This window comes from Polaromonas sp. SP1, from assembly GCF_003711205.1.
Classification (GTDB): Bacteria; Pseudomonadota; Gammaproteobacteria; order Burkholderiales; family Burkholderiaceae_C; genus Polaromonas.
The window spans coordinates 3480792-3499130 of the sequence record NZ_CP031013.1 but is presented as its reverse complement, the minus strand read 5'-3'; the positions used below and the strand labels follow the sequence as shown (position 1 = coordinate 3499130).

19 protein-coding genes are annotated in these 18339 nt (G+C 64.1%); 12 read left to right on the top strand and 7 right to left on the bottom strand.

Annotated elements, in window-relative coordinates; translation table 11 throughout:
- Nucleotides 1-25: 25 nt before the first annotated feature.
- Entirely contained in the window at nucleotides 26-163 is a 138-nt protein-coding gene (gene ccoS / locus DT070_RS16655; RefSeq protein ID WP_122956401.1) for a cbb3-type cytochrome oxidase assembly protein CcoS, read from the bottom strand.
- Nucleotides 164-2461: a cation-translocating P-type ATPase gene (locus tag DT070_RS16650; protein WP_122956400.1), complete on the bottom strand. Its 2298-nt coding sequence runs from the start codon at nucleotides 2459-2461 to the stop codon at nucleotides 164-166.
- Between the two features lie 211 nt (nucleotides 2462-2672).
- Between DT070_RS16650 and DT070_RS16645 the strand changes: the two genes are divergently transcribed.
- The 11 genes from DT070_RS16645 to DT070_RS16595 all read left to right on the top strand — a co-directional run bounded on the left by DT070_RS16645 (nucleotide 2673) and on the right by DT070_RS16595 (nucleotide 12765).
- Nucleotides 2673-3224, top strand: a complete 552-nt coding sequence (locus DT070_RS16645; protein ID WP_122956399.1) for a cytochrome b — start codon at nucleotides 2673-2675, stop codon at nucleotides 3222-3224.
- 32 nt (nucleotides 3225-3256) lie between these two features.
- A complete protein-coding gene (locus tag DT070_RS16640) occupies nucleotides 3257-3946 on the top strand; it encodes a VIT family protein (protein WP_122956398.1) in 690 nt (229 codons plus the stop codon).
- Nucleotides 3947-4363: 417 nt separating this feature from the next.
- Nucleotides 4364-5071, top strand: a complete 708-nt coding sequence (locus tag DT070_RS16635; protein WP_122956397.1) for a sensor histidine kinase — start codon at nucleotides 4364-4366, stop codon at nucleotides 5069-5071.
- Entirely contained in the window at nucleotides 5071-5445 is a 375-nt protein-coding gene (locus tag DT070_RS16630) for a cytochrome c (RefSeq protein WP_228778470.1), read from the top strand. Before DT070_RS16635 ends, DT070_RS16630 begins: the two co-directional genes overlap by 1 nt.
- Nucleotides 5446-5644: 199 nt before the next feature.
- A complete protein-coding gene (locus tag DT070_RS16625; protein WP_122956396.1) occupies nucleotides 5645-6088 on the top strand; it encodes a universal stress protein in 444 nt (147 codons plus the stop codon).
- 37 nt (nucleotides 6089-6125) lie between these two features.
- Entirely contained in the window at nucleotides 6126-6548 is a 423-nt protein-coding gene (locus DT070_RS16620; RefSeq protein ID WP_122956395.1) for a universal stress protein, read from the top strand.
- Between the two features lie 66 nt (nucleotides 6549-6614).
- Nucleotides 6615-8090 (top strand): arginine-ornithine antiporter, encoded by a 1476-nt coding sequence (gene arcD, locus DT070_RS16615; protein ID WP_122956394.1) that lies wholly within the window; start codon nucleotides 6615-6617, stop codon nucleotides 8088-8090.
- Nucleotides 8090-9298, top strand: coding sequence for an arginine deiminase (locus DT070_RS16610; protein WP_122956393.1), 1209 nt, complete (start codon nucleotides 8090-8092; stop codon nucleotides 9296-9298). The genes arcD and DT070_RS16610 overlap by 1 nt, the downstream gene beginning before the upstream one ends.
- A 52-nt stretch (nucleotides 9299-9350) precedes the next feature.
- A complete protein-coding gene (gene argF / locus DT070_RS16605) occupies nucleotides 9351-10349 on the top strand; it encodes an ornithine carbamoyltransferase (RefSeq protein ID WP_122956392.1) in 999 nt (332 codons plus the stop codon).
- Nucleotides 10346-11272, top strand: coding sequence for a carbamate kinase (gene arcC / locus DT070_RS16600; protein WP_122956391.1), 927 nt, complete (start codon nucleotides 10346-10348; stop codon nucleotides 11270-11272). Before argF ends, arcC begins: the two co-directional genes overlap by 4 nt.
- An 80-nt stretch (nucleotides 11273-11352) precedes the next feature.
- Entirely contained in the window at nucleotides 11353-12765 is a 1413-nt protein-coding gene (locus DT070_RS16595; protein ID WP_153976347.1) for a trypsin-like peptidase domain-containing protein, read from the top strand.
- A 31-nt stretch (nucleotides 12766-12796) separates the two neighbouring features.
- On the opposite strand, the gene DT070_RS21620 is transcribed toward DT070_RS16595, so the two are convergent.
- Complete coding sequence (locus tag DT070_RS21620) at nucleotides 12797-13204, bottom strand: DUF2892 domain-containing protein (RefSeq protein WP_228778471.1); 408 nt, start codon at nucleotides 13202-13204, stop codon at nucleotides 12797-12799.
- On the opposite strand from DT070_RS21620, the gene DT070_RS16585 reads away from it, so the two are divergent.
- Nucleotides 13187-13840, top strand: coding sequence for a BON domain-containing protein (locus DT070_RS16585; RefSeq protein WP_122956389.1), 654 nt, complete (start codon nucleotides 13187-13189; stop codon nucleotides 13838-13840). The two genes, DT070_RS21620 and DT070_RS16585, sit on opposite strands and share 18 nt — an antisense overlap.
- A 55-nt stretch (nucleotides 13841-13895) precedes the next feature.
- On the opposite strand, the gene DT070_RS16580 is transcribed toward DT070_RS16585, so the two are convergent.
- The 4 genes from DT070_RS16580 to DT070_RS16565 form a co-directional block, all read right to left on the bottom strand.
- The gene (locus tag DT070_RS16580; protein WP_122956388.1) at nucleotides 13896-14345 is read right to left on the bottom strand and encodes a universal stress protein; all 450 of its coding nucleotides are present in this window, start codon (nucleotides 14343-14345) and stop codon (nucleotides 13896-13898) included.
- Nucleotides 14346-14349: 4 nt separating this feature from the next.
- Nucleotides 14350-14880, bottom strand: coding sequence for a flavodoxin (locus DT070_RS16575; RefSeq protein ID WP_122956387.1), 531 nt, complete (start codon nucleotides 14878-14880; stop codon nucleotides 14350-14352).
- 108 nt (nucleotides 14881-14988) lie between these two features.
- A complete protein-coding gene (locus tag DT070_RS16570; protein ID WP_122957455.1) occupies nucleotides 14989-17577 on the bottom strand; it encodes a cation-translocating P-type ATPase in 2589 nt (862 codons plus the stop codon).
- A gap of 30 nt (nucleotides 17578-17607) precedes the next feature.
- Nucleotides 17608-18210: a hypothetical protein gene (locus DT070_RS16565; protein WP_122956386.1), complete on the bottom strand. Its 603-nt coding sequence runs from the start codon at nucleotides 18208-18210 to the stop codon at nucleotides 17608-17610.
- Nucleotides 18211-18339 lie beyond the last annotated feature (129 nt).

Below are 18339 nucleotides of genomic sequence, written 5' to 3'. Positions count from 1 at the left end.
CGAACGGGCCGCCATTTGATACAGGTCAATCACTGTGCAGAATACGCTCGGCTTCCTGCTCAAGCGCCTCAAACTGTCCGCGCCACACCGCCCAGCCCAGCGCGCCAATAATAAGCAGCGCCAGCACCACGGAGAGCGGGATCAGTAAAAACAGGATGTCCATTCAGTGTTCCGGTGCACGGTGTGCCAGCCTCGCGGAATTGGCCACCACCAGCAGTGAACTCGCCGCCATGCCAAAGCCGGCCAGCCAGATCGGCATGTAGCCCAAAATCGCCAGCGGAACGCAGGCCGCGTTGTAAATCGCCGCCCACAGCAGGTTCTGGCGCACGACCGTCCTCGTTCGCCGGGCTTGCGTCAGCAGCGCTGCCACAGTGAGCAACCGGTTGCCGGTCATGATGAAATCCGCCCTGGCTTGCGCCAGCGGAACGGCCTCTCCCATGGCCATGGACACGTCAGCCACCGCCAGCACCGGTCCGTCGTTCATGCCGTCGCCCACCATCATGACGCGATGGCCCTCGCGCTGAAGACGGCGCACATGCGCCAGTTTGACCTCAGGTGTGCATTCGGCAAAACACCATTCAATGCCGGCCCGGTGCGCCAGGTGGGCCACAGCCTGGCCGGTATCTCCCGAAAGAAGCTGCACACGAACCCCAAGTTTGAGCAAGGCCAACACGGCCTGGGCCGCATCGGGCCGTATCGCTTCATCCAGTTCGAAACCCGCCAGGTAATGCTCCCCGTCGGAGAGGTGTGCCCGCAGCACAGGCACATCACGCCCCGGAACCGGCGCACCGCAGAAGGAAGCCGAGCCCAGACAGAGGTGCTGCTGCCCGCTTCCGTCCAGCCTGGAGACTTTGCCCCGCAGGCCGCGGCCGGCGACCTCCTCCACTTCGCTGGCCACCCAGCCCGGTGCAGGAAAGCGCGCGGCGATGGCGCGTGAAACCGGATGGAGCGAGTGCCGGGCGAGAGCGCCCGCCCTGTCGCAGGCCTCATCGCGGTTGACGCCTGCCGGGGTGTGGGCCATCACCACTTCCAGGCGGTCTTGCGTGAGCGTTCCGGTTTTGTCGAAGACCACGGTGTCGACGGCGCCGCAACTCTCCAGCGCCTGGAGTTTGCGCACCAGCACGCCGCGCCGTGCCAGGGCGCCGGCACTGGCCAGCATGGCTGCCGGCGTTGCCAGCGACAAGGCGCAAGGGCACGTCACGATCAGTACCGAGACCGCAACGGCCAATGCGTGCCCCTGCCCGAAAGGCCACCACCACACCGCAGCGGCGGCGCTCGCGAGCAACACCGCTACCAGGAAAGGGCCGGCGATGCGGTCCACCAGCTGCACCAGGCCGGGCTTTTCGACCGAGGCCTGCTCCATCAAGGCGACGATTTCGGCGTACCGGGTTTTCGGCCCGACCCGCTGCACACGCACCAGCAGCGCACCCGTGAGGTTATGGCTGCCGGCAATGACGCCATCGCCCACCCGCCGCAGCAAAGGCTTGGATTCGCCGGTCAGCAGCGACTGGTCGACCCGGCTCTCGCCGGTTTCCACGGCCCCGTCGGCGGGAAAGGCCTGGCCGGGCAGCACGCGGAGCAGGTCGCCGGCGACAAGGCGGCGCACGGCCACCGCACGAAAACTGCCGTCTGCCTCCTGCCGCTCCACGCTGTCCGGAAGCCGCCGCATGAGTGCTTCCAGCGCGCCGGCGGTGCGGTCGCGCAAGCGCTGCTCCAGCAGGCGGCCAGAGAGCAGGAAAAACACGAACATGGGCACCGCGTCATACGACGCGTAGCCGCCCCAGGGGCTGCCGGGATCGAAGGTCGCGGCCGTGCTGGCCCCGAAGGCGATCAGTACACCCAAGGCCACCGGCACGTCCATGCCGATACGCAGGTGGCGCACATCGCGCAGTGCCGCCGAGAAAAAGGGCCAGCACGAAAACAGCAGCACCGGCAAGGTCAACACCCACGAGGCCCAGCCCAGCAGCGCGTGGATGTCAGGGGTGATCTCGCCAGCGGCTGCCAGGTAGGCCGGGGTCGCATACATCATGACCTGCATCATGCAAAACCCGGCTACCAGCCAGCGCCACAGCATCACGCGCTGGGACTGCACCCTGCGGCCGGCCAGCATCAGGTCGCCTGCCGGCAAGGCGCCGTAACCGGCCTGCCGCAAGGCAGCCATCCAGAGGGACGGCCGCGTGGCCTGCGACTGCCATTGAAGCCTGGCCGTCGCCGTAGCGCCGTTGACCTGAACAGTGTCCACGCCGGGCAGCTTGTGCAGCGCCTCCTCCACCGTGAGCGCGCAAGCCGCGCAGTGCATGCCCTCAAGCGCCAGGCAAGACTCCCACCAGCCCTCGCGCCCCGCCACCGGCCGGCTGAAACCTTCCCATTCGGCCGGATCGTCCATCGCTTCCCATGCGGCGGCGCGGCCGGCATCGGGCGGGGGAAAACCGGCGGGAACCGGGACGGCAGCGGTTTGCATCACACAAGCGTAGCCGCGCGGACTGCCGCGCTCTTGACATGGATCAAGTCCGGGCCGCAGCGGCGCGCTATTGTTTTAACCAGTGCAAGCGGGCAACCGGCTCGTCCGTTCCGGCCGTCCGGAAAAAGCGGGGGAAGTGTGCGGATACGTGAAACGGCCGCGGCCGGAATGCCGCGATGAACGACTCATCTTGACGACAGCGGGAAACATCATGATTTCAAAAAATCACCCGGAAAAACGCTACGGCCAACTCTCCATCGGCTTGCATTGGTTCATGCTGGTCCTGCTGGTGGCGGTCTACACCTGCATGGAGCTCAGTGACGCCTTCCCCAGGGGCAGTGACATGCGCAGCGGGCTGAGAACCTGGCACTACATGCTGGGTCTGTCTGTGTTTGCACTGGCCTGGCTTCGCCTGGCGGTCAATCTCTGCGACCGCGCCCCGCCCGTCGATCCGGCTCCTCCACTTTGGCAAAGCCGCTTGGCCCGGCTGGTGCAGGCGGGGCTCTATTTGCTCATGATCGTGATGCCTGTGGCCGGGTGGCTGCTACTCAGCGCCCGCGGCCAGCCCTTTCCTTTTTTCGGCTTGCAACTGCCCGCACTGATGGCCGAGAGCAAGGACGCGGCGGGCTGGATCAAGGAAGTCCATCAAGCGGGAGCGACTGCAGGGTATTTCCTGGTGGGCCTGCATGCGTTGGCGGCCCTGTACCACCACTACCTGCTGCGCGACAACACACTGACCCGAATGCTTTCGGGCCGTCGCTGATTCCCCCTAACTCTGAAAAGAAGGATGGATGCATGAGGCATCTTGAACGGCATCGAACCTCGCGCATCGGCTGGCTTCGCGCCGCCGTGCTGGGGGCCAATGACGGCATCGTATCCACCGCCAGCCTGATCGTGGGTGTCGCCGCGGCCAGCGCCACGCATGGCAATGTACTGATGACGGGCGTGGCCGCCCTGGCGGCGGGCGCGATGTCAATGGCCGCGGGCGAATACGTGTCGGTCCACTCGCAGTCCGACACCGAGAAAGCCGACCTGGCCCGGGAGCGCGCCGAACTTGAAAAGGATCCCGTGGCCGAACACCGCGAACTGACCGCCATCTATGTCGCGCGCGGGCTGGACCAGGCTCTGGCGGAGCAGGTGGCGGAGCAGCTCATGGCCCATGACGCACTGGGTTCGCACGGCCGCGACGAACTGGGCATTTCCGACAGCATGGCGGCCCGGCCCCTGCAGGCAGCACTCGCGTCCGCAGCCAGCTTCGCGGCCGGTGCGCTTTTGCCGCTGGCCGTCACGGCGATAGCGCCCGGCGACACACTGATCTGGTGGGTGTCAGGAACTTCTCTGGTATTTTTGGCGGTTCTGGGTGCGATGGCCGCCAAGGCGGGCGGCGCGGGGATCACGGTCGGCGCATGGCGCGTGACTTTCTGGGGCGCACTGGCCATGGGCATTACCGCGGGTGTAGGCGCGCTGTTTGGCGCAGCTGTATAAGTTCGCTGGCGCACAGACACTTGCCGATGCGGCGCGCAGAGTGGCGCTATGTCGTCACCGTCCACCACAGGTTTGCCGTCGGCACCGCTCAAAACGGAATGACTTATTGCCTTATTGAGCTATTGAATTCAGAAAGCCGATTGGTTTTCCCTGCGCACGGATGGGTCTATAGCACCGAAGAAATTTTGGAGTCTTGAGCTAAATCAAAGGCCGTGCATTTAGAAGCGGAATCTCTCCAACCATTGCGCCAACACATACACATACGAATCAGGCGATGCGAGTTCCCGCGGCAGGACTAGCATTTGAACGATCCACGTTGTACTGATATGAGATGGGGTGTTGATCCGCCAGCCTCCACTGATCCAGCTTTGAGCAAGCGAAGTCTCATACGCGCCACGCAACCAGGGAAGTACACAAATGGCCACTGAAATACGAGTAGCACTCTCCCATGGACCTCCCGACCCGGTTTCGTTGCCATTGCCTGGCTGTCTGAACTGCCAGGAGCAGGTTCGCCTTCAGGAGCGCGAGCATCTCGCTCGAGAGCTGCACGACGCACTTGGCAGCCTTCTGATGAGCGCAAAGCTAGATATTGCCTGCATACAGCCGGAGGTCAACAGGATTTCTCCCGCAGCCTCGGAACATTTGCGCCATCTGACAGACATTCTCAATCAGGCCATGGCGCTCAAGCGCCGGATCATAGATGGGCTGGATCCCCCATTGCTATCGAAGCACGGTCTGGTCAAATCTGTCGCGAATCTGGCGCGGGACTTCTCATCGGCGTCGGGGATAGGCGTGACGACCACGTTGAGCGATGTTGCCCTTCCCGCTGGTGCCCAGCTCGCTGTCTACAGGCTTGTAGAGGAGGCGCTGACAAACATCGGAAAGTATGCAAACGCCTCCCGCTGCTCCATTACCTTGCGTAAAGCAGGGGATGCCGTGCAGGTCGAAGTCGAGGACGACGGAGTCGGCTTTACTGTCAAAGAGCAAGACAATTTCGGACATGGCCTGATGGGCATGAAACAGCGAATAGAAGCTTGCGCAGGAGAGCTTCTCGTGGAATCGGCGCCGGGCCGCGGAACCCGCCTGCAGGCCTGCCTTCCCTTGAATCGCGTAGCAGCGCATTGATGAATCCCATGACATCGCCAATCAGATTTGCAAGCCGGTATCTTGTGCCAGCCGCCATAGGGCTCGCCAGTCTGGCGGCACATGCACAGAAGGCACCCGTACCAAGCCGCGGCGAGTTGTTGTACACGACGCATTGCATTGCCTGTCACACCTCGGAAATGCATTGGCGCAACAACCGGCGCGTTCATGACTGGCAGAGCCTGAAGACGCAGGTTCGCCTCTGGCAAGGCAACTCCGGGCTGCAGTGGGAAGAAGCGGATATCTCGGAAGTGGCCGGTTACCTGAACGACACGGTTTATCACTTTGCGCGCGCCCCAGGTTCCAGCGGCCTAGGCTCGTCCGTGCCGCCGCAGAGGCTTTCTGTCGCGCGCTGAAGTCGCCCGGATATCTTTCGGTCGATGCGGCTTTGTACGCATCCACACACATCCCCCGCCACTTCCAACGCGCTCCAGCCGTAGGCCCCGTTCGCATGACGCAAGACTGCCGGCGCAGAGTGCTGCGCCCTTGACATGGATCAAGCCTGGGCAGGTGCGGCACTCCTAGACTGCGGCACATCAACACAGGAGAACCACCATGTACAAACGCATTCTTGTTGCCACAGACGGCTCCCCGCTTTCCAAAAAAGCAGTCAAGGACGCGATCGCCCTTGGCGCGTCGCTGGAAGCCGACCTTGTGGCGCTCAACGTCGTTCCCCGCTACCCGATGAGCTACTTCGAAGGCGGCGCCACCATATCGCCACAGGATGTCGGCCGCATTGAAAAAGAGTGGGCCGACAGGGGCCAGGCCATCGCCGACGCCGTGCAGAAGTCCGCCGAGGCCGCAGGCGTCAAGGCCAAGGCATTGATCGCCAAATCCGACCTCGTCGCCAGTGCCATCCTGGCAGCGGCCAAAAAGAACAAGTGCGACCTCATCGTGATGGCCTCGCACGGCCGCAAGGGCCTCTCGCGCATCCTGCTCGGCAGCGAGACCCAGCAGGTGCTCACGCACAGCACCATTCCCGTGCTTGTCCTGCGCTGAACGCGGCTTTTCATTTCCTTAATTCCTGGAGAAAACCATGAGAGTCCTTCTGGCCGTTGACGGCAGCAAATTCACCAAAAAGGCCCTCGCTTTTCTGGTCACCCACGAAACCCTGATCGGGCCGGACGCAGAACTCGTCGTATTGAACGTGCAACCGGCTGTTACCCCGCGCGTCAAGACCATGGTTGGTGCCGCCACCGTGCGCGCATGGCACCAGGAAGAGGCTGAAAAAGTGCTGCAGCCGATCGAGCGCTTCCTCAAGCGCCATGGCGTGCACTACCGGGCCTCGTGGGTCGCTGGCACACCAGCCACACAAATCGTGCAGGCCGCGAAGCGCGAAAAGGTTCACATGCTGGTCCTGGGCACCCACGGCCATGGCTTGCTCGGACGGGCCCTGCTCGGAAGCGTCGCCCAGCGGGTGGTGGCAGACGTCGATGTGCCGGTGCTGCTGGTTCAGTAAGTCACCGGACACCCGTTTCGACCGTTCACTGCCGACGCCAACGCCAAACCCTTCTGAAAGAATCCCATGAACACACTGTCAACGACACCCTCCCCCTCGTCGGCACAGCGGGCCATTCCCACCACGCGGCAGTCCCAGAGCACCCTGGGTCTCGCGTTGCTGGTGGCGCTGGTGGCGGGCTCCATCATCGGCAGCGGCATCTTCGGCTTGCCGCAAAACATGGCGGCAGGCGCAGGCGCGGGCGCCATCCTGATCGGCTGGCTGATCACGGGCGGAGGCATGCTGGTCCTGGCGCGCGTCTACCAAATGCTGGCCCTGCGCAAGCCTGAGCTGGACAACGGCGTCTACGCCTATGCGCGCGCCCTGTCGGGCGACTACATCGGTTTCAACTCCGCCTGGGGCTACTGGATCAGTGCCTGGATAGGCAACGTCGGCTACCTGGTAGCAGCCTTCGGCGCGCTCGGCTATTTCTTCCCGGCCTTCGGCGAAGGCAACACCCCCGCGGCGGTGGCCGGCGCATCGGCAGCCCTGTGGATCGTGCATGCACTGGTCCTCCGCGGAATCAATACCGCCGCCTGGGTCAATGCCATGGTCACAGTGGCCAAGGTCATTCCCCTGCTGCTGTTCATCGTGCTGGCCGCAGCCGCTTTCCAGGTGCCCACCTTTAACCTGGACTTCTGGGGTGGCGCCAAGCTTGGTTCCGTGCTGGACCAGGTCAAGAGCACCATGCTGGTGACCGTATGGGTCTTCATCGGCATCGAGGGCGCCAGCGTCTATTCGGCACGCGCGCGGCAGCGCAAGGATGTGGGCAGGGCCACGGTCATAGGGTTTCTGATCTGCCTGGCTCTTCTCATGGCCGTCTCTTTGCTGTCATTGGGCATCTTCACGCAACCGGAACTGGCCGGTCTGAAAAACCCCTCCATGGCCGGCGTTCTTGAGAAAGCCGTGGGCACCTGGGGCGCGGTACTGATCTATGGGGGCCTGATCGTATCTGTGGGCGGCGGCTTCCTGGCCTGGACCTTGCTCGCTGCCGAGTCGCTCTTCACGCCGGCCAACAGCGGCACCATGCCCGAGTGGCTGGGCCGCCAGAACAACAAGGGTGTTCCCGCCAATGCCCTGTGGCTGAGCAGCGCCATGGTTCAGATCTTCCTCGTCGTCACGCTGGTTTCCAAAGCGTCCTACCTGGCGCTGATCTCCCTGTCGACCGCGATGATTTTGCTGCCCTACCTGTTCAGTGCGCTCTACAGTCTGAAGCTGATTGCGAGCGAGGGTCAGGTGCCTCAAGGCGCCCGCTGGTCGCTGGACCTGTCGGTGGCCGCGCTTGCCTCGGTGTACTGTCTGTGGCTTCTGTATGCCGCCGGCGCCAAATACCTGCTGCTGAGCGCCCTGCTTTACGCTCCGGGCGCTGCTCTGTACTTCGTCGCCAAACAGCAGGCGCGCAAACAACCCTTCACAGCGGGCGAGAAAGTCATGCTCGCTGCGGTACTCGGGCTCGCGGTGGTGGCGGGCTGGATGCTGGCCACCGGCCAGTTGAGCCTGTAATGGCTGGCGTCCATTCAGAAACGGGCCGGCTGCGCAAGGTGCTGGTCTGCCGGCCGGGCCTGGCGCACATGCGGCTGACGCCGGCAAATTGCCGGGACATGCTGTTCGACGACGTGATGTGGGTCGCCCAGGCCAGAAATGATCACTATGCATTCACCAGCGCCATGACGGAGCAAGGCGTGGAAGTGCTGGAACTGCATGACCTGCTGGCAGTCACGTTGCGCAATCCGCTGGCGCGCGACCGGCTGCTGGACCGTGAACTGGCCGGCACCGACTTTGAGGCCGCTGCCGTGCTGCGGCCCTGGCTGCAGGAACTGCCGCCGGCACGCCTGGCCGAGTTCCTGATAGGCGGACTGACACCGGCGGATGTGCCCTTCAAACTACCCGGTCTCACAGCCGCATGCTCGGGCCCGTCAGACCTGCTGTTGCCCGCCCTGCCCAACACGCTCTTCACGCGCGACAGCAGTTGCTGGATAGGCGACGGTGTGGCGCTGGGATCCATGTACTGGCCCGCACGCCGGCAGGAAAGCCTGCTCATGGCGGCGATCTACCGCTTCCACCCTGCATTCGCCGGCAAGGTGACTGAATGGTGGGGCGACCCGGAGCAGCCGCATCCGCAGGCCTCGCTCGAGGGCGGCGACGTGATGCCCCTGGGCCATGGGCTGGTGCTGGTCGGCATGGGTGAGAGGACCTCACCCCAGGCTGTGACCCAGCTTGCGCGCAACCTGTTTGCCCGCGACGGCGCCACCCGCGTGCTGGCCGCGCAGTTGCCCAAGTCTCGCGGGGCGATGCACCTGGACACGGTGCTGACTTTTTGCGACCGGGATCTGGTGACGGTGTTCCCGGAGATCGTGCAGGCCATACGCGTGTTCAGCCTCAGGCCCGGCGATGAACCCGGCGCGCTGGACGTCAGGGCGGAGACTGAGCCGTTTCTTGAAGTGCTCGCGCAGGCGCTGGGCCTGCCGAAGCTGCGCGTTGTCGCCACCGGCGGCAATGCCTATGAAGCGGAGCGCGAACAGTGGGATGACGGCAACAACGTGCTGGCGCTGTCGCCCGGCGTCGTCATGGCCTACAACCGGAACACCCACACCAACACCCTGTTGCGCAAGGCAGGCGTGGAAGTCATCACCATTCCCAGCGGCGAGTTGGGCCGCGGCCGGGGCGGAAGCCACTGCATGTCCTGCCCGATTGAACGCGACCCCGCCTGAGCGCCGCCCCAACCGACCTCTGCCTTGAGGCATCCACGAAAGACGGCCACCCATGAGCTTTAACCTTCACAACCGCAGCCTGCTGGACCTCAAGGATTTCTCCCCCAGGGACATCCGTTTCCTGCTGGACCTGGCGGCGGAGCTCAAGCGCTCCAAATATGCGGGCAATGAGCTTGCGCGCCTGAAGGGAAAAAACATCGCGCTGATCTTCGAGAAAGCCTCTACCCGCACGCGCTGCGCGTTCGAAGTCGCAGTGCACGACCAGGGTGGCCATGTCACCTATATCGACCCGGTCAGCTCGCAGCTGGGACACAAGGAGTCCCTGAAGGACACGGTGCGGGTGCTGGGGCGGCTGTATGACGGCATCGAGTACCGCGGTTTTCACCAGACGGTGGTGGAAGAGATCGCGCGCTTCTCGCATGTCCCGGTCTGGAACGGGCTCACCGACGAAGCCCACCCCACCCAGGTGCTGGCCGACCTGCTCACCATGCAGGAGTTCGGCGAAAAGCCGCTGCATGAACTGTCTTTTTGCTACCTGGGCGACGCCCGCTTCAACATGGGTTGCTCCCTGCTGGTGGGCGGCACGCAGATGGGCATGGACGTGCGCATTGCCGCACCCGCCGCGCTGATGCCGCCGCCGACTTTGGTCGCGCAAATGCGCGAGCTTGCCGCGACAACCGGCGCACGTATCAACCTCAGCAACAATCCGGCCGAAGCGGTCAAAGGCGCGGACTTTCTCTACACCGACGTCTGGGTGTCCATGGGAGAGCCGGACGAGACCTGGAAACTCAGGATTGAGCAACTGCGGCCATTCCAGGTCAACAGTGCCTTGATGAAAGCCACTGGCAAACCGCGAACCCGCTTCATGCATTGCCTGCCGGCCTTCCACAACCTGGAGACCGAGGTGGGGCGCCAGATCCACGAGCGCTACGGCCTCAGCGAGATCGAGGTGACCGACGAGGTGTTTGAGTCCGATGCCTCCGTCGTGTTCACGCAGGCGGAAAACCGCATGCACACCATCAAGGCCGTGCTCGTGGCCACACTCTCATGAAGCTGGTGGTGGCGCTGGGCGGCAATGCCCTGCTGCGCCGGGGCCAGTCGCTCAGTGCGCAGAATCTTCTGGAGAACATCCAGTCCGTGGCGGCCCAGCTGGCCCGCGTCGCGCTTCACCATGAACTGGTGGTGACGCACGGCAACGGCCCCCAGATAGGCTTGCTGGCCCTGCAGAACTCGGCCTACGCGGCGGTGGCACCCTACCCGCTTGACGTGCTGGGCGCGCAAACCGAAGGCATGATCGGCTACTTGCTGGAGCAGGAGCTCGCCAACCACCTTCCGCCCGGCCGCTCCGTGGTCACCTTGCTCACGCGGGTGGAAGTCGACCCGGGCGACCCGGCCTTCAGCCACCCCACCAAACCAATAGGACCGGTCTATACAAGCGAGGAAGCCGAAAGGGTTGCGCAGGCCATGCACTGGAACACCGCCCCCGACGGCACGGGCTTCAGGCGTGTCGTGGCTTCGCCCTACCCCTTGCGCGTACTGGGCGCCGACCCGGTCCGCTGGCTTTTACAGCATGAGGCCGTGGTCATAGCCGCCGGTGGTGGTGGCATCCCGGTAGTGCGCGCGAACGGCGGGCGTTCCCTGCAGGGCGTGGATGCCGTGATCGACAAGGACCTGACCAGCGCCCTGCTCGCACAAGAGTTGCACGCCGACTGCCTTGTGATCGCCACCGACGTGGATGCCGTTTACCTCGACTGGGGAATGCCGTCGCAGCGCGCCCTGGGAAAAGTCAGGCCGCAGGAGCTGCTGGCGCATTCCTTCCCCGCAGGCTCCATGGGCCCCAAAGTCCAGGCCGCCACCGGCTTTGTTTCGAACACCGGCAAGAAGGCGTTGATAGGCTCGCTGGCCCGGATCGAAGAGATGCTGGCGGGCCAGGCCGGCACCGAGGTCAGTCCCCACGGCGGCACAGCGGCCTGAAAGACCGCCGTCCGGCTTTTTTTGCAGCGAACTTGAGGTGGCTCAAATCGCCCGTTGCCGGCAGCCTGTTCAATGGCCGCATGAAGTCTTACCGTGCCTTGCTTGCGGGACTGGCGGTCTGTGCCGCCGTGATCCCGGCAAGCGCCCATGCGGAGCCGCTGGCCCGCCGCCCCTCGTTATCGGCTGGCGCCATCGTGGCCAGCCGCGGCGCCGGCGTCGTTGAAATCAGCACCATCAACGCATGGGTGCCCAGCGGCAGCGCCGAGCCGGAACCCGAATTTGCGCCGCCAGACACCTTCGGTGATCAGCTGGCAAGGCCGCAGCCAATCAGTCTTGCGCACGGCGAAGCGCGTGACCTTGCCTCCGGTTTTGTGCTGACGGCGGATGGCTACATCGTCAGCAGCGCGCATGTGCTGTGGGATGCGCAAGAGGCCCAGGTACGGCTGCAGGACGGCCGGCATTTCCCCGCCAGGCTGGTCGGGCTGGACCGCATCTCGGACGTGGCCTTGCTCAAAATCGACGCCACCGGGCTGTCGCCTGCACCGATAGGCGACTCCTCCAGACTCGCCGTGGGTGACTGGGTCGCCGCGATCGGCTCGCCATTTGGCTTTCCCGGCTCCGTCACCGCAGGCATTGTCAGCGCCAAAAACCGCGCCCTTTCCGGCAGCGGCGAAACCGGCTTCCTGCAAACCGACGTGGCCATCAATCCCGGCAGTTCAGGCAGCCCGCTCTTCAATGCCGACGGCGAGATCGTCGGCCTGAACTCGCTGATCTACAGCGGCAGCGGCGGCTACATGGGGGTGTCGTTTTCCGTGCCCATCAACCTGGCCGTCGACATCGCATGGCGCCTGCGTTCGCAGGGCCGGATACGGCGCGCCTGGCTCGGAGCCAGACTGCAGGGCATGACCGCCGCGCTCGCGCATTCGTTCGGGGTGCGCGACCCCACCGGCGCACTCGTCGTGCAGGTCACGCCCGGCGGCCCCGCAGCGCAGGCCGGCTTGCTGCGCGGCGACATCATCACAGCCTTTAACGGCGCCAAGGTCCGGGATTTCAGCAGCCTGGCATTGCAGATGAGCGACCATGGCACCAGCACGCCAGGCACGCTGGAGGTATGGCGCGAGGGCCTGAAAAGAACGGCGACGGTCCTGCTGGCGGAGGCTCCCGCGAGCGCGCCGCGCCCCTTGGCGGCACCGGCCCCCGGTGATCTCCCTCGCCTGGGTCTGGCATTGGCCGAATCCGGCAGGGACTTGCAGGCGCAACTGGGCATAAAGGGTGGCCTGCTGGTGCGCCAGGCCGCCGGGCTGTCGCGCAGCGAAGGCATACAAGCCGGCGACGTGCTCATCGCCGCCAATGAACTCAGTCTGGACAGCGTGGAGGATTTTGACCGTGTGCTGTCCCGCCTCGAGCCCGGCTCCAGCCTTGCACTGCTGGTGATGCGGGACGGGAACGCGGCCTATGTGCCACTGCGCATTCCTGCAGCGAAGAAACGCTAGCGAGGGCGTGCAACTGGACGTTCCGGCTCGCTCAGTCCACGCCGATAGCCCAGTACAAGGGGCAAAAACTGAACAAGCCCGTCAGCAGCGGAAACAGGCCCAGCAAGCCCCACCAACGGGTGGTTCCCTCAAGCAAAAAGAGAAGCGACAGCAGCGCGATGCCGGCTGCGATGCGAAACCATCGTTCTACCTTACCTACCCTGTGTGTCATGGCAGGTGTCCTTTGAATGATCCTGCCTTCAGCGTATTCCCGCTGACGCAATTGCCGTTTGATGAACGTCAACAAGGCTTCTTTTGGTGGCAGGACAGGGGATTCCCGCGACATGCGGCTTGCTTGAGAAATGTCAAAACAAGCACCTTCACCCTTGCCTAAAGTGACGTCACCACACGGTGTGGTGATCGCTTTATCGAAGGGAAAACCATGAAAACCGATATGCAACTCAAGGCCGACGTCACCGCCGAACTGGCCTGGGAACCGGCCGTCAATTCAGCCGGCATCGGCGTGCTCGTCAATGACGGCGTCGTGACCCTCACGGGGCACCTGAACACCTTTGCCGAAAAAGTGGCGGCAGAGCGCGCCGTTCGCCGCGTGGCGGGTGTGCGCGGGCTGGCCATTGAGCTGGACGTGAAACTGGTGGCCGCCCACCATCGCAGCGACTCCGAACTCGCCTCGGTTGCTGCATCCGCACTGCGCTGGAGCGTGCTCCTGCCACCCGACCGGATCAAGGTCGAGGTCGAAAAAGGATGGGTGACCCTCACCGGTGATGTCGACTGGGCTTACCAGTCCAGCACCGCCGAGAAATGCGTACGCGGCCTGGTGGGCGTGCGAGGCCTGTCCAACAACATCGCCGTCAAACCCACTGTGAGCACGCGGGATGTCGCGGCGGAGATAAGTTCCGCACTCGAGCGCCAGGCCGAACGCGAAGCGCGGCACATCCAGGTCGACGTGAAAGGCAGCGTCGTCACCCTTCACGGAAAGGTGCACTCCCTGGCGGAACGGGAAGCGGCTGCCGGTGCGGCATTCGCAGCGAGGGGTGTGACACGCATCGTCAACAAGCTGGAAGTTGCCGCCTGAAAACGATCTAGGCGAAGGCGTGCCCGGCGGGACACGCCGCGGCCATGGAGCCGGCTCAGCCTTTCACCACCAGCACCGGAACGGGTGCGTGCCGCACGATCTGTTCGGCATCGCTGCCCATAAACATGCGCTCGAGGCCGCGCCGCCCGTGCGAGCCCAGCACAATCATGTCGGCATGAATCTGTTTCGCCTGCTCGGCGACCCGGTCGCAAACGCGGCCGGCGCCTGACTCAACCAGTACGCTGTCACACGGCACACACTTGTTGGTGGCCAGGCGGCGCATGCGAGCCAGCAGTCTTTCACCTGCGGCGTGCATCAGGGGTACCAGTTCCTCGTGATACGTCTTCGGGGTTTCAAAGCCGTTGACATAGTCCAGCTCATCGACCACGTGAAGAAGCCGGATGCGCGCCCCGTTCAGGCGCGCCAGCTGAACCGCGGTTTCCATCGCCTTGGCGGAGGTCGGGCTGCCATCAACCGGCACAAGTAATTGGTGAAGCGAGGCCATACGGTCAGACAGCGCTGGGTGACAGGTCCGTCGGCCGCACGGCTTCGTCTTTCTGCCCGCTGTCGCGGACGGCTCTGCCAAATGCCTCAAGGCCGGACGAATAGCTGCCGTCGTCCACTTCACGGGCCGTGAATGAGGCCGAAAGGATGGGGGGATGGCCGAGTATCTGGTCGACTTCCGAAAATGCGTTGGTGGCGCCCTGCCCGCCCATCACCGAGATCACCGCAACCCGTTTGAGGATTGAGGAATGGTCCCGCACAAAACTGCGCATGGGCCCGGCCAGCCGGTAGAGCCAGATGGGGGCGATCAGCACGACCGTATGAAAGCTCCGGGGATCCGGGCCGGTATAACGAATCGCGGGATGGCGCCTGAGCAGCGAATCCGCCACGCAGCGCAGCATGCCTATGGTTCCTGTGCGCGAACGGTCTTCGCTGATCTCGCCGCACGGCCACTGGAACTGGCTGGCCAGGAGCTCCGCTACTCGGCGCGATGTCCCGGTGTTGGAATAGCAAACGATAAGGGTTGACTTGGACATGGTTTTCTCCTTGGGTTGCAAGCAACTAAGCTGGATCGATGCAATGCTGCGCAGGCACCGGTCACCAGCAAGGGTATGGCAGGCGACTCGGCCACTCCTTGAGGTAAATCAAGGGCGGTGGCTTTGCCACAAGCCCTTGCCTTCGGTCGCACCCTGCAACACCGCAGATAGGTGTCGCAAGGCCAGCAACCACAGCGTCACGGCGCCCAGGATCAACAACAACCCGACTGCGCCTCGCCCGGACGGAGCGATAAAGCCCATGACGCCGCGCAGCCACGGCAGCCACAACACCAATGAAAGGAGCACCGCAACAGCCGCGGCGAGGCGAGGAAGCCAGGGGTTCTTGAGGACATTCACCGAATGGCGATGCACCAGCACCAGAAAAAACAGCCCTGCGACAAGACTCACGAACAACGTGGTGCGTATCTCCGCCGCATGCCACCCCTGATCCAGCATGAACCAGTTTGCCAGGAGCAGCGTCAGCGCCAGACCAAAGCCCTGCAAGAGTCCATAAGCCATGTTGCGCAGAGCGAACGGTGAATCCGTTGCCGGTCTTGGCGGGCGGCGCATTAACCTGGGGTCCGCCGGTTGCGCCTCAAACAGGATGGAACAGGCCGGATCAATGATCAGTTCAAGCAGGATGATCTGTGCCGGCAGCAACAAAACAGGCCAGCGAAGCAAGGCCGGAATCAATGCCAGCGCCACGATGGGCGTATGCACGGCAAAGATGAACCGCACAGCGCTGCGGATGTTGTCATCGACATGGCGGCCCTGGCGTATGGCGGTCGCGATGCTGGCAAAACTGTCATCCAGCAGCACCAGGGCCGCCGCCTCCCGGGCCACGTCGGTTCCGCGCTCTCCCATGGCAATCCCGGCATCCGCAGCCTTGAGCGCGGGCGCGTCGTTGACGCCATCCCCTGTCATGCCTACCGTCCCGCCGTCGGCCTGCAGCGCGCGCACAAGCCGCAGCTTCTGTTCGGGCCTGAGCCGTGCACAAATGGAGGCACTCCTCAAGCGGTTACGAAGCGCGCCATCATCCATTGCATCGATTTCCGCGCCCGTGAGCACATCGGTCGGGTTCGGCAGGCCCGCCTGGCGCGCAATCGCGCTGGCCGTGACGGGATGGTCGCCCGTCATCATGATGACGCGGATGCCCGCCTCGTGGCAATCCTGAATGGCTTGCGGCACCGTGGGCCGAAGAGGATCGGCCAGGCCCAGCAGGCCGACAAAGCGAAGACTGAGGTCCTGTTGGCTACCTGGCAATTCGGTACCCTGCCATTCACCGCACGCTACGCCCAGAACACGCAGGCCCCTGGCTGCCATGTCCTGCACCTGCTGCTGTACAGCCTCGCGCTTGCGCGCCTCAAGCCGGCACAAGCCCATGATGGCTTCGGGCGCCCCTTTGGACGCCAGAAAATACTGCCCGGGTGAGCCGCTTTCGTAGGCATGGGTGACGGCCAGAAGCTGGGGCGTCAGCGGATACAGCCGCACCGGCTCGGCGCCCAGCAGCGCCCTGGAGTCTGGTGTGAGGCGAGCGTTGCCGACCGCCCGTATGGCTTTTTCCATCGGATCAAAAGGCTTTAGCGGCGTGGCCAGCATGGCGCATTCGAGCAGCTCTGTAAGCGCCGCGGGAAGCGGCGTGTCACTGCCGGCTTTGAACACGGTATTCAGTCCTGCCAGTTCGACGAGCTCCATGCGGTTAAGAGTCAAGGTTCCGGTCTTGTCCACCGCCAGCACCGTGATGGCGCCCAGCACCTCGATCGCATCAACCCTGCGGGTGAGAATTTTCTGCCGCGACAAACGCCACGCACCCAGAGCCAGGAACACGGCGAGAACGACGGGAATCTCCTCCGGCAGAACAGCCATCGCAAAGGCAATCGCAGGCAGAAGGCTGGCGACAAAGCCCTGACCATCCCTGAGCCATGCCAGCAAGACCAGCAGAACGGCCACCGCCAGCCCGGCGCCAGCGAATCCCCGTACGATGCGCCGCGACTGCCGGTAAAGCCGTGAAGCCGGGGGCTGCGTGGTCGCAAGCGCCAGGCCGATGCGGCCCATTGCGGTAAGGCCTGCGGTGGCATGGACCCGTGCCAGTCCCGCACCCTGCGTTATCACGGTGCCGGCGTAAAGAGACGCGCCGCTTTCGTCATCGGCATCAGGGCTGTGCCCATTTTGGGGATGCGGCAGCTTGGGCCTGGGCACCGACTCGCCGGTCAGCAGCGACTCATCGGCTTCGAGGGCCCCCTCCAGCAAGGCGGCATCGGCCGCGATACGGTCCCCCTCGCGCACCACCAGCACGTCACCGCGAACCACCTCACGGCTGGCGATGCGAAGCTCCCTGCCGTCCCTCAGGACGAGTGCACGCGGGGCGGACAGGTCGCGCAAGGCCTCCAGCGCTCGCTGTGTTTTCTGTTCCTGAAAAATCGTCAGCGTAACGATCAGGAAAACCGAGGCCAGCAAAAACGTGGCTTCGGCCGTGTCACCCAGCACCAGGTAGCCCGCACCGGCGGCGAGCAGCATCAGGAACATCGGCTCCTTCATGACGCCCAATGCCATTTTCCAGAAGCTTTGAGGCTCGCTTCCCGGCAGCAGGTTGGGCCCGTCTGCCCGCAGCCGCACCAAGGCTTCTTCGCTGCTCAATCCCAGGATCGCCGTTGCCGGTTCATGCGGGAGGCCGGCGGCTTGAATGGCGCCAGTCATGTCTTCAGCCGAATCACGGAAATCCACCGGCTATTTTTTCAACCCGGAATCCGCACTCTTGTCCGACGCCTGCTTGCCGGCTTCAGCTGACTCCTGCGCGGCTTTTTCCGCGTTTCTCAATGCATCCTGGGTTGCCTTCATGGCTTTTTGTGTTTCCGCCTTGTCGGGCTGGCCCGACTTGCGCATCGCCTGCTCGGCGCTTGCCGATGCCGCGCGTACGGCGGATGCCGCCCGCCTGGCCGCTTCCGCGGCCTTTGCCGCCAGTTTCTTCATGTCTTCGGTTGCCATGGCGGCGGCCTGCTCCGCTTTCTCACGAGCCCGTTTTGCGGCTTCGTCCGCTTTGAGGGCCTTCTCACGGATCTCTTCGGCGGCCCGGCGCGAGACGTCTTCGGCAGCGGTGTCGGCCAGCTGCAGTGTGAGCTTGACGAGATCGGCGGCCGCGCGGGCTGCGTCAGCCGCCTCTTGTGCAGCCTTCTGCGCGGCCGCCTTTGAGCGTGCGGCCACGCCCGCCGGCGCGCTGGATTTTCCAGCGGGAGTTTGTGCCTCTGTGGCCTGCGCCAGGGCGTCGCCCGCTGCGTAGCCGGCGGAGCATGCGGCGAAAGCCGCACCGATCACAGCGGTTTTGATGTTCATGGCGAGCCTTTCGACGAAGTTGATATCTCATGATGGCCAACCAGAAGGCGCAGGTATTTGATGTAGCGCAACCGCGGCGGATTTTCGGCTTGATACCGGTGCAATTCTCATCAAGGCCAAAGCGGGCCG